Here is a 12259-nt window from a genome sequence, read left to right as displayed (position 1 = left end):
CGACCCATTGAATCAATGACTTAATAAATCTAATTTGTTAAGCACTTTTCCAATCAGTCAGGTGGTCAATTTAATGACCTTTTTTGCATCCGAAGATGCGTCTCTGCCTGAATCCGGTAAGTGCCCACACAGTTTGCTTGGCTTGGTATATTGTTAAAGAACGTTCGCTTCTCTTGAAGCGGGATGCGTATTCTACGCTATCCGTGGTTCAGGTCAAGATCCTTTTGGATCTTTTTTTTGTGATTTTCATCACCGTCTATTTAGACTTGAACCGCCGTCATCACTTGGTGACAACGGCGGCGAATTATAAGGATCATGGCCAGCGGCGCAAGATCTTTTTTGCTAAAAACGAACTGACTGCAGAGTTTTTAATCAACTGATGGTTTATCACTCGATTTTTCAGTTTTTTCTTGATCGTTTTGTTGCTTTTTAGTTGCGTCTAAGTCGATTTCGTCGTCGGCATCACCAACCACATGCTCTAATTTAATATTCTTTACAGTACGGAATGTCGTAATCGGACCCGAGATTGCATATAAGAAGAATATTGAGAACAACACAAGCGATGGCTCTGTTGCGACCACGACAAATGCAAGCACAATTGCCAAAATAGCGATAAAAGACACTCGGCCACGCCAATCGACATCTTTAAACGAGTGATAGCGAAAGTTGCTTACCATTAATAAGCCGGCGGCAATAGTTAAAACCGCAGCAATATAACTAACGCTATTTGGATCGATTTCATATTTACTGCCAACCCATACAAAGCCGGAAACAATGGCAGCGGCACTCGGAATAGCTAAGCCTTGGAAATAGCGCTTATCGGACGTACCCAAGTTAGTGTTGAAACGTGCGAGACGTAAGGCGCCGCCAGCAACAAAAATAAATGCAGCTAACCAACCAAGCTTTCCTAAGTCGCTTAAGGCCCAGTTATACATAACTAATGCCGGCGCCATTCCGAAAGAAACGATATCTGCCATGCTGTCATATTCTGCGCCAAAGGCACTCTCAGTATTGGTCATGCGCGCAACACGACCGTCAAGACCGTCAAATACCATAGCGACGAATATCGCAACGGCTGCAGACTCGAACATATTGTTCATAGACGCGACAATAGCAAAGAACCCTGAAAACAGCCCTGCTGTTGTCAAAAGGTTTGGCAACAGAAAAATCCCACGGCTCTTTGCGGTGGATAATGACTGTTCTTTGTTATCAGGCATATTTTGGTTCCCTTATATAATGTGGCCGCATAGCATAACATAGCTTATTCGGCGCAATAAATAGCCGAGCTTGTACTTAGCTCGGCTATTACATTAGCTTGGGCTACTGTGTAATCACAAGTTGCTCATTGTTGAAATCAACTTTGATTAGCTGTTTAGGCAGTAATTTGCCCGAAAGTATTCGCTGCGCTAACGGGTTTTCTAACTCGTGTTGAATGGCGCGCTTCAAGGGCCGAGCACCAAACACTGGGTCAAAACCAGCTGCAGCTAAGTGAGCTAGTGCAGCATCTGTGAGCTCAATACTGTAATCACGCTCAGCTAGCCGTTGATGCAATCGTTGTAGCTGAATTTGCGCAATATTTTTAATGTGCTCTTTCGCTAGCGGGTGGAACACAACCGTTTCATCCACTCGGTTCAAGAACTCAGGGCGGAAATGATGCGATAAAATACCCATCACTTCAGCTTTCATCTGCTCATAAGTATGCTCATGTGCTTTTTCTTGGATGATATCTGAGCCTAAGTTTGACGTCATAATGATCACCGTATTGCGAAAATCAACTGTGCGCCCTTGGCCATCCGTCAATCGGCCGTCATCCAATACTTGCAGTAATATATTAAATACATCGGGATGCGCCTTCTCAACTTCATCAAGCAGCACCACCGAATAAGGGCGGCGACGCACAGCTTCAGTTAAATATCCGCCTTCTTCGTAACCGACATAGCCCGGAGGCGCACCGACTAAGCGGGCAACCGAATGTTTCTCCATAAATTCGGACATATCAATGCGCACCATCGCTTCATCGGTATCAAACATGAAGTGTGCCAGCGCTTTACAAAGCTCGGTTTTACCCACACCTGTTGGCCCTAAGAATAAGAACGAACCAATAGGTCGCTGTGGATCGGACAGTCCAGCACGCGAACGACGAATCGCATTCGCCACTGACGTAACTGCTTCATCTTGCCCAACCACGCGCTGGTGCAGTTGTTGCTCCATCGCCAGTAACTTATCTCGTTCGCCCTCAAGCATTTTGCTTACCGGGATGCCAGTCCACCGAGACAGTACATCGGCAATCTGCTCATCAGTCACTTTGTTCTTGAGTAATGACATACCCTGCTCGTCAGCCTCCGCGGCCGCTTTCAATTGACGCTCAAGTTCAGGTATGTGTCCATATTGCAACTCAGACATACGATTCAAGTCGCCTGCTCGGCGTGCAATTTCAAGATCCGTTTTAGCCTGCTCCAGTTGAGCTTTAATGTTTTGCTCGCCCTGTACGACAGCTTTTTCTGATAACCAAACCTCTTCGAGTTCAGCATATTTCTGCTGTTGCTCTTTCAATTCAGACTCAAGTAAGTCAAGACGCTTCTTACTCGCTTCGTCTTTTTCTTTCTGTAATGCTTTCTGTTCAAGTTGCAGCTGAATGATACGACGCTCAAGACGGTCTAAGTCTTCCGGTTTTGAGTCAATTTGCATGCGAATACTTGACGCTGCTTCGTCAATCAAATCAATCGCTTTATCTGGCAACTGGCGGTCGCTGATGTAGCGATGTGAAAGCGCAGCTGCTGCGACAATCGCTGGGTCTGTAATTTGCACCGAGTGATGCACTTCGTAACGCTCTTTCAAGCCACGTAATATCGCAATGGTATCTTCCACTGACGGTTCATCTACCAATACTTTCTGGAAACGACGCTCAAGCGCAGCATCTTTTTCAATATACTGGCGATACTCATCAAGCGTGGTCGCGCCAACACAGTGCAACTCGCCACGTGCTAGAGCAGGCTTCAACATGTTGCCGGCGTCCATGGCGCCGTCGGCTTTACCCGCACCAACCATAGTGTGCAATTCATCAATAAATAAAATAATGCGGCCTTCTTCCTTGCTAAGCTCGTTGAGTACGGCTTTTAAGCGTTCCTCAAACTCACCACGATACTTAGCACCAGCTAGCAAAGCCCCTAAATCAAGAGATAACACGCGTTTGTGCTTCAAGCCTTCTGGCACCTCACCATTAACAATGCGTTGTGCAAGGCCTTCAACTATCGCGGTTTTACCAACCCCTGGCTCACCAATTAGTACCGGATTGTTTTTGGTACGACGCTGCAATACTTGAATAGTGCGACGAATCTCCTCGTCGCGACCGATAACTGGGTCCAATTTCCCAAGTTCAGCACGCTCAGTTAAATCGATGGTATATTTTGTCAACGCTTGGCGTTGATCTTCAGCATTTTGATCTTGCACTGCTTCACCACCTCGAACTTTCTGTATGGCCTGTTCTAATTTGTCACGGGTAACGCCAAGTTGTTTCAAAATTTCGCCAAGCGCACCTTTGTCTTCCGTGGCAGCTAATAAAAACAACTCAGATGAAATAAATTGGTCGTTGCGCTTTTGCGCGAACTTATCGCACAAATTCAAAAGAGTGCCGGTTGCCGCCGAAACTTGTACGTCACCCCCAGTGCCTTCAACTTTTGGCAGTTTGTCTAAAGCAGCTGACAATTGAGCACGCAGACTATTGGTATCTACCTGCAGTAGCGTCATGATTGGACGAATTGAACCGCCGTCCTGCGTGAGCAGTGCGTGCATAACGTGCACCGGTTCAATAAATTGGTGATCACGGCCTAACGCTAATGATTGAGCATCAGCAATAGCCTGTTGAAATTTGTTCGTTAACTTATCGAATCGCATGATTACCCTCGAAAAATACAGTTATATCCTGATATTTAATGTGGGTATTAATTGAACGATTTCAAGAGATGATTATTATTTTTTCCAAATCAACGTTGCTATTCGTCCGCAATGTGGGTCTTTACGATATGAATAGAATCGTGCATCACTATACGTACACATGTTGCTAAGCGTCACCTTGATACAGCCTGCGCGGTGCAAGAGACGTTGCGCCATTAACGGTAAATTGGCCATCCACTTGTTCTCAATGTGGGGATAAAATGTCGCAGAATCAACGAGCTCTAATGAACTAAAAGCTTGATAGACATCAACCCCGACTTCAAACGCTGCTTGAGAAATAGCAGGGCCAATGTAGGCTTGAACATTCTTCGCGTTATGATGGAAGTGCTGTAGCGTGTTCTCAATGACGCCATTCACCAAGCCGCGCCAGCCGGCATGTACAGCGGCTATTTCACTGCCGTCGTCACTGCATAACAAAATGGGTAAACAGTCAGCGGTTAGAACGGCACACACTGAACTTGGTTGCGCAGAATAGATTGCGTCAGCAACCTGTGTAGGGCGGGCTTGGGAAAATGTGACGACATGATTACCATGTACTTGCTGCAACCAGCGAGGTGCACAAGGCAATGACGCATGTTGAATAAGTTGGCGGCGCTGACGTATAACCTGCGCTGGGTCGGCATTGACATGTGCAGCTAAGTTACCCGGTTGTTCAACCGTGGTTACTGTCGCTGCAACACCAGCTGGAAGCTGCCAGTTTAACGTCAACACAATTAATCGACCGGATGCTCCCGGCGATCAGCGCGCAATACCTCAATTAACGCAACCATATCGTCCGGAGTGGCCGCTTCCCAACTCATCCATTCGCCGGTTATTGGATGATGCAATGATAGCTTTGCAGCATGCAATGCTTGGCGACGAAAGCCACGCAATGTTTCAAGTAACTCAGCACTCGCTTTTTGTGGTGGCCGTGGGCGACCTCCATAAGTCATATCACCGACCAAAGGATGGCGCAAATGTGCCATGTGCACGCGGATTTGGTGTGTACGCCCAGTTTCCAAACGCAAACGCAAATGCGTATGTGCACGAAAACGCTCAACCACCCGATAATGCGTCACCGCCGGTTTACCGGTTGCCACAACAGCCATATGCGTACGCTTTGTTGGATGCCGCGCAATCGGCTCATCTATCATGCCGCCTGCAGTCATTGGGCCGTTACAGACAGCTTCATATTCACGTGTAATTTCACGCTCTTGCATGGCTGCAACTAAATGCGTTTGTGCAGGAATTGTTTTGGCAACAACCATTAAGCCCGTTGTGTCTTTGTCTAAACGGTGAATGATACCGGCTCTTGGCACTTGATCAATCGCCGGAAAATGGTGCAATAAAGCATTTAACAGGGTGCCATCTGGAGTGCCGGCACCAGGGTGAACAACCAAACCTGCTGGCTTATTAATCACCAAAATATCGTCGTCTTCGTACACAATATTTAAAGCAATTGGCTGCGCCTCAAAGCGCTTTTCTTCGAGTAATTCAGCTGCAATATCAATCGTCATGCCTGCCAGCACTTTTTCGCGCGGCTTGTCGACAACTTGCCCCTCAACTTGAACTTGACCGTCGGTTATCCAAGTTTTTAACCGCGACCGTGAATAATCGGGGAACATCTCAGCCAGCGCTTGGTCCAAGCGCTTACCGTTGGCAGATTGTGGGACTTGACCTGTTAAAGAAATCTGTTCGCTCATAAATATAGTATTCGGACCTGTGAAAGCAGCCAACGCTGCGCTAGAATGCGTGAATATGTATAGTGTACCTGTTTGGTGCGCTGCACCAAAGTTAAATCAACAGAGAACAAAAACTAATTATGAAATTTCGTCTTATCTTAGCCTGCGTTGCCGCAGTAACCATTAGTGCCTGCTCAAGTTCTCCAGAAGACGTAGATACGTCTCGCGTAAGTGATGTTGAAGCCGGTTACGCTCGCGCTCAAAGTGCTATGCAAAGCGGTAACTTCAATATGGCTCTGCAAACGATGCAAGCCTTAAGTACCCAATATCCATTTGGCCCGCTGACCAATCAGATTCAATTAGACTTGATATATCTTTATTACAAAACTGGGGATATCGACAAGGCATTGACCACCATTGACAGGTTTACTCGCTTAAACCCGAATCACCAGTCAATTGATTACGCATTGTATATGCGCGGCTTAACCAACGAGCGTGCGTTAGAAAATTTCTTTCAAGAATTAGTCGGAATTGATAGAGCCGATCGCGATGCAACCAAAGCTCGCGAAGCTTTTGACGACTACGCCGAACTTGTGCGTCGCTTCCCTGATAGCAAATATGCTGCTGACGCGCGGCAAAGAATGCTTGGCTTAAAAAGTCGTTTGGCTCGCCATGAATTAGCCGTGGCACAGTATTATATGAAGCGAGAAGCTTATTTAGCAGCTGCGAATCGCAGTAAATATGTGCTCGAGAATTTTGGGGGTTTACCAGAAACGGAATATGCGTTAGGTATTATGATTGAAGCGTACAACAGCTTAAATCTTTCTGAATTAGCAGCAGACGCGAGAGCAACGCTGCAACAAAACTTTCCGCAAAGCGCTTACTTAAAATAATTGAAGGGAAGACGTGGTGACTTACACCGCGTCTTCATTTTCCTCACCTGTACGAATACGTACAACGCGCTCAACGTTGGTTACAAAAATTTTCCCGTCACCAATTTTCCCAGTTTGAGCGGTTTCTAAAATAGTGTCTATGCACTGCTCTACTTGATTATCCGCAACGACAATTTCTAATTTTACCTTAGGCAAAAAATCAACCATGTACTCAGCACCACGGTAAAGTTCGGTATGGCCCTTTTGTCGGCCAAAACCTTTTACTTCAGCCACAGTCATTCCAGCAATACCAATTTCAGATAACGCCTCACGAACATCATCTAATTTAAAAGGCTTAATGATGGCTTCAATTTTTTTCATAACTTCCCCGCGCTTGCACTTGTCGTTCTAATTCATAGCGAAAGTGATTGGTAATTGGATAGCGTCTATCTTTGCTAAAGTTTCGACTAGTAATTTTAGGCCCAATAGCACCTTGTCGACGTTTATATTCATTAATATCAACCAATCGCACAACGCGCAATACATCCGCGGCGTTGAAACCACAGTCAATAATAGCAGTTGGCGACCAGTCCTGTTCGACATAAAGCGTTAATATTTTGTCTAAATCTTCATATGGCGGCAGGCTGTCCTGATCTTTTTGGTCCGGTGCCAATTCAGCAGACGGTGGTCTGGTAATGACTCGATTAGGAATCACTTCGTGTTCACGATTTCGATACCGCGCTAACTCAAAAACCAGCGTTTTAGGAACATCTTTTAACGGCGCAAAACCACCATTCATATCGCCATAAAGCGTACAATAACCCACGGCTAATTCACTTTTATTACCCGTTGTTAAAACTAACGAACGATTCTTATTAGAAACCGCCATCAGTAAGGTACCGCGTATACGCGCTTGTAAATTTTCTTCCGTGGTATCGGCCGGCTTCCCTGCAAACATAGGCGCTAACTGACCAATAAATGCCTCGTACATGGGTTCTATCGCAACAACGTCATAAGAAACCCCCATACGCGCAGCTTGCTCGCGCGCATCATCTTGACTCATTTGCGAGGTATAACGAAACGGCATCATGATTGCATGGCACTTATCTGCGCCTAATGCATCGACAGCAATAGCTAGCGTCAATGCTGAATCAATACCGCCCGACAGACCAAGCGTAATTCCTTGAAAACCATTTTTTGTCACATAGTCACGCACCGCCAAAATCAGCGCTTGATAAGCAGCTTCAAGGGTATCTAATGAATACGCTGAAAACTCGGCACCTGCGGTGAACTTTCCGGTCGCATCGACATGAACCTGAGCGCAAAGCGGCTGACAATGTGGTAATTCAGCAATCAACTGCCCTTGCCCATCCATAACAAGAGAGTGGCCATCAAAAACGAGCTCATCCTGCCCACCGCAATTGTTCACATATATAATCGGCAACTGAGTTTCGCTAACCCGTTGTTGCAGAATATGCAGGCGCTGCTGGTGTTTATCAATTTCATATGGCGAAGCGTTGAGTGACAACACAAAGTCGACGCGTTCGGCTTGTAAACGATGTAATGGTTCACGATGCCAGAGGTCTTCACACACTAATAGACCAATGCGATGGCCTTGCCATTCGAAAATACCGTTTTCATGGCCAGGAATAAAATAACGTTGTTCGTCAAACACACCATATTGTGGCAAGCGCTGCTTGTGGTAACGCGTAAGGCACTTACCGCGGTGCAGTACTGACACGCTGTTGTATAGTTCATTGCCAACGCGCTGAGGGTGGCCGACCACGGCAATATTCAACTGTGCGGCTTCTGCAATTCGCGTTAACGCTTGCTCCACTAAGGCTTCAAGGTCTTCTCGAAACAATAAATCTTCTGGCGGATAGCCTGTTATAGCCAATTCAGGAAACACGACAATGTCGCTGTCTGAATACTTGCCGATAGTCGTCACAATAAGATCTGTATTACGTTGCACAGCGCCCACAGTAAAGTCTAGTTGAGCGAGTGTAACCGTCATTGGCTTCATGAATTCATTCTCAAGCGTTGCTACAAATAGGATGCGTATGATAGAGCAGGGTTTTGCGCCGCGCAAATACTCAAGCGTTACAGGTTTAAATCAAACGCACAACCAGCACTCTCAATAAACCAGATTTCTCGGTCACCTTCGCACCTACTGCACGCAATTTCAGCCCATTGATACACCACGTTGCGATGCACTTTTGCCAATAAACCGCGACCGCAATCAACATATAATTGTTGGTTTTTAAGAAATAGTGGATGTTGCTTGGAGAGGCCAAACTGTTGCTCGATATTGGTCGTTACCTGAATGACTGACATATTTGACTCTCGGTACTCAGACCAAGTCGTTACCATAAAAGGCGCATCATCGACGGTTATTTTGACTTTTTCAGCAGGCGTCACCAGAAAGAATTCGTTATTCTCATGCACTAATACACTGGCGAAAAGTTTTACCAGGGGGAGTCGCTTAATCGGCGATTCTTGATACAGCCATTGCCCATTTGTATCTATACGAATGGGCAATTCGCCGCAATATGGCGGGTTCCATTTTTCCGTTGGCGCATGCTGCCCTTGCTCAATTGATGCTAGCAGTTGCTCCAACTTCATATTAACTTACCAAGCGTTTTTGTCGCAGCAGATACCACAACGTTGCTTCGGTGCGGTTGGATACTTTGATCGCTTTAAAAATTGCCGACAAATGCACCCGTATAGTCCCCTCTGTTATCCCCAAAATTGTCGCGATTTCTTTATTGGATAAACCTTGTGCCAATAACTGCATAATTTCTAGCTGACGCGGTGACAAAAAGTGCTCAGCGCTTCCTTGTCGACTCAAATTGTCGTTTAGTCGCGACTCTTCTGGTAAATAACGGTCGTTTTGAAGCAAGATACGAACGGCTTGTTTCGCTTCTTCGCCACTTGCGTCTTTTGGCAAATAGCTGCGAACACCATTGCTTAAGGCTTGACGAATTTCAGACAATGGCCGCGGCCAACTGAACAAAACAATGTGCGAGGCCGGTGCCATTTTCTTTAACGTTTGTAAGGTCGGCCGAATTTCCGCATCAGGAATATCCATATCCAGAAAAATTAAGTTATAGTCACTTTGATGATTCAGATATTCTTGGGCGATATCAAAGGTGGGGGCCTCATAAATAGCAAGCTCATCCGAGAAGCTCGTTAATACTTGAACAAGACCAGCACGTACAAAAAATTGAGAGTCGATTATTAATATTTTCATGTGAGTCCACGCGCTTTAAGTATTCCCTAACATTGAACGTATTGTACACGGTTTAACGAATGTTTGAAGTTTAGGTGTTACTAATTTGTAAAAATGTGTGACATTGACGGAAAATGCCCAAATTCATCTAAACAGTTTGTTCGTCCTATGACTTAGGTATAGAGCATTAAATTCAACGACAAAGAGAAATTTATGCGATTTTTACGTTTATTTGCAGTTGTTTCAATATTGTTGCTTTCAAGTGCCAGTATTGCGCAAACAACTTTATTTCATAACTTTAACGGGTACACGCTAAGCGGATCACCCGGTAACGGTGCTGTATTGCAACAATTTAATGCCATGCTCGTTCGCGATGGCAAGGTGGTCGCCGCCGGTAATCTAGCCGATATTGAGTCAATTTATGGCAGTAAAATTGCGCAGAAAAAGGTCGACCTAAACGGCAAGTTTATGTTGCCTGGCATTATTGATGCTCATGGACACGTGCTGGGCTTAGGCCAAAACCTAATGCTCGCTGACTTGCGCGATTCGAGTTCAGAAACTCAAGCCGCACAAACAGTAGCTAAGTTTGCCGAGCAAAACCCTACAGCTAAATGGATTTTAGGCCGTGGTTGGAACCAAGAGAATTGGCAAGTTCGTAACTTCCCAAAAGCCGACTCGCTTGACGAGCTCATTGCTGACCGCCCCGTGTATTTAACTCGGGTTGATGGCCACGCCGCTTGGGCGAACAGCAAAGCGCTAGAGTTAGCGGGTATTAGCGCCAATACGGTTAGCCCAGATGGCGGCGATATTATTCGTGACAGCGAAGGCAAGCCTACCGGCGTGCTTATTGATAATGCCATGATGCTGGTTGAAAAGATGATTCCAGCACCAACCAAGGCGGATCAAAAACATGCGCTTGAATTGGCTTTTGCCCATTTGCTAGAACGCGGCATTACTGGTGTTCATGACGCCGGCGTGGATGCGACGAACCTTGAAGTGTATAAAAGCCTTGCGCAGAACAAAGAGTTACCATTGCGAATTTACGCCATGCTATCTGCAACTGAGCCAAAATTGGCAGAATTGATGGCCGAGGGCCCCTATACCACTGCGGATGATAAACTCGCGGTTCGTAGTGTGAAAATATATGGTGACGGTGCACTAGGTAGCCGCGGTGCCGCCCTTCTTAAGCCTTACCATGATGCACACCACACGCAGGGCTTAATGGTGACGTCGCAAGAACGTATTCGCGAGCTTTACCAACTTATTATTCCGCATGGATTTCAAATTAACACCCATGCCATTGGCGATCGCGCCAACCGTATTGCGCTAGATGAATACGAGCATGCCTTTGAAACCATTGGCGGCCGTAACTTACGTCACCGTATTGAGCATGCGCAAATTGTGCATCCGGATGATATACCGCGCTTCAAACAGCTGAATATTATTGCGTCAATGCAGCCGACTCACGCCACCAGTGACAAAAACATGGCTGAAGATCGTTTAGGTAAGGCGCGTATGAAAGGAGCCTACGCATGGCAAACATTTGCCAAGCAAGAGACTATCATTGCCGCGGGGTCGGATTTTCCTGTTGAACTGGCCGATCCGTTTTTTGGTTTACATGCGGCGGTGACTCGCCAAGACCGTGACAATCAACCAGCAGGCGGTTGGTATGCACATGAAAGTTTAACCCTTGAACAAGCTTTACGTGCGTTCACACTAGACGCTGCCTATGCAGCTGGCCAAGAACAAATTCTCGGCAGCTTAGAACCCGGCAAATGGGCTGACTTCATTGTGTTAGATCATGATCCCTTTGCACGCGACGCAGCTATACTATGGCAGAACACCGTCAACGCAACTTATGTTGCAGGTAAACAAGTATTTAAACGATAGGAAGACAACGCAGTATGGATTTAAAAAATGTTCGTCGTGATTATGAACAAGGGCGTTTGTGCCGCGAGTCGTTAAACAACGACCCCATGCAGCAATTTGCGACATGGTTCCAAGCGGCGAAAGATCATCCGTCACAAACTGATCCAACTGCGTTTGTGCTGGCCAGCGTGGGTAGCGATGGTCAGCCTCATCAACGCGTCGTGTTGCTCAAAGACATTGAGCCAAATGGTTTTGTCTTTTTCACGAACTACGACAGTCAAAAAGGTCACGACATTGCAGCCAACAGCCGCGTGTCGATGCATTTTGGTTGGCTTGCTATTGAGCAGCAGGTTCGTATTGAAGGTTTTGCGCGGAAAATTTCACGTGAAGCGAGTGCAGAATATTTCTATTCACGGCCGCGTGAAAGTCAACTGGGTGCTTTAGCTTCAGCGCAAAGTCACCCTATTGCTTCACGCGCCGAACTTGAACAGCGCTTTCATGACTTAGAAGCAACCTATAAAGACCAACAGGTACCTATGCCCGAACAATGGGGCGGCTATTTAATCGTTCCTGAAAAGTTCGAGTTTTGGCAAGGGGGCCGTTACCGTTTGCATGACCGTTTCACGTTCACCCAGCAACAGCAGCAATGGCACATTGAGCGTATCCAGCCCTAA

Annotated in this window: 11 protein-coding genes; 3 read left to right on the top strand and 8 right to left on the bottom strand. The window is 46.2% G+C overall.

Going from position 1 to position 12259, the window contains the following annotated elements; translation table 11 throughout:
- Positions 1-368: 368 nt before the first annotated feature.
- From pssA to rluD, 4 genes are all read right to left on the bottom strand, one after another.
- Positions 369-1217 carry a CDP-diacylglycerol--serine O-phosphatidyltransferase gene (gene pssA / locus BM334_RS08105; RefSeq protein ID WP_092840598.1) on the bottom strand — a complete coding sequence of 283 codons (849 nt, stop codon included), beginning with the start codon at positions 1215-1217 and terminating at the stop codon, positions 369-371.
- A 103-nt stretch (positions 1218-1320) separates the two neighbouring features.
- Positions 1321-3894, bottom strand: coding sequence for an ATP-dependent chaperone ClpB (gene clpB / locus BM334_RS08100; protein ID WP_092840595.1), 2574 nt, complete (start codon positions 3892-3894; stop codon positions 1321-1323).
- Positions 3895-3969: 75 nt separating this feature from the next.
- The gene (gene pgeF, locus BM334_RS08095; RefSeq protein ID WP_241970957.1) at positions 3970-4665 is read right to left on the bottom strand and encodes a peptidoglycan editing factor PgeF; all 696 of its coding nucleotides are present in this window, start codon (positions 4663-4665) and stop codon (positions 3970-3972) included.
- 2 nt (positions 4666-4667) lie between these two features.
- Positions 4668-5636, bottom strand: coding sequence for a 23S rRNA pseudouridine(1911/1915/1917) synthase RluD (rluD, locus tag BM334_RS08090; RefSeq protein ID WP_092840589.1), 969 nt, complete (start codon positions 5634-5636; stop codon positions 4668-4670).
- A 119-nt stretch (positions 5637-5755) separates the two neighbouring features.
- On the opposite strand from rluD, the gene BM334_RS08085 reads away from it, so the two are divergent.
- Positions 5756-6508, top strand: a complete 753-nt coding sequence (locus BM334_RS08085; RefSeq protein WP_092840586.1) for an outer membrane protein assembly factor BamD — start codon at positions 5756-5758, stop codon at positions 6506-6508.
- Between the two features lie 21 nt (positions 6509-6529).
- On the opposite strand, the gene glnB is transcribed toward BM334_RS08085, so the two are convergent.
- From glnB to BM334_RS08065, 4 genes are all read right to left on the bottom strand, one after another.
- Positions 6530-6868: a nitrogen regulatory protein P-II gene (gene glnB / locus BM334_RS08080; RefSeq protein ID WP_055439864.1), complete on the bottom strand. Its 339-nt coding sequence runs from the start codon at positions 6866-6868 to the stop codon at positions 6530-6532.
- Positions 6855-8510 (bottom strand): NAD+ synthase, encoded by a 1656-nt coding sequence (locus tag BM334_RS08075; protein WP_092840583.1) that lies wholly within the window; start codon positions 8508-8510, stop codon positions 6855-6857. The genes glnB and BM334_RS08075 overlap by 14 nt, the downstream gene beginning before the upstream one ends.
- Positions 8511-8587: 77 nt before the next feature.
- Positions 8588-9109, bottom strand: coding sequence for a DUF1285 domain-containing protein (locus BM334_RS08070; protein ID WP_092840579.1), 522 nt, complete (start codon positions 9107-9109; stop codon positions 8588-8590).
- A 1-nt stretch (position 9110) separates the two neighbouring features.
- Positions 9111-9737 carry a LuxR C-terminal-related transcriptional regulator gene (locus BM334_RS08065; protein ID WP_092840576.1) on the bottom strand — a complete coding sequence of 209 codons (627 nt, stop codon included), beginning with the start codon at positions 9735-9737 and terminating at the stop codon, positions 9111-9113.
- A gap of 192 nt (positions 9738-9929) precedes the next feature.
- Here BM334_RS08065 and BM334_RS08060 point away from each other — a divergent pair, with 192 nt between their 5' ends.
- Together BM334_RS08060 and pdxH are read left to right on the top strand one after the other, a co-directional pair.
- Entirely contained in the window at positions 9930-11606 is a 1677-nt protein-coding gene (locus tag BM334_RS08060) for an amidohydrolase (protein ID WP_092840573.1), read from the top strand.
- A gap of 14 nt (positions 11607-11620) precedes the next feature.
- On the top strand, positions 11621-12259 hold the full coding sequence (gene pdxH / locus BM334_RS08055; protein ID WP_092840570.1) for a pyridoxamine 5'-phosphate oxidase: 639 nt from the start codon (positions 11621-11623) through the stop codon (positions 12257-12259).

The organism is Pseudidiomarina donghaiensis (assembly GCF_900116895.1).
Classification (GTDB): domain Bacteria; phylum Pseudomonadota; class Gammaproteobacteria; order Enterobacterales; family Alteromonadaceae; genus Pseudidiomarina; species Pseudidiomarina donghaiensis.
Note: the sequence above shows the minus strand (reverse complement) of the source record. Positions and strands in the feature narration are given on the sequence as shown.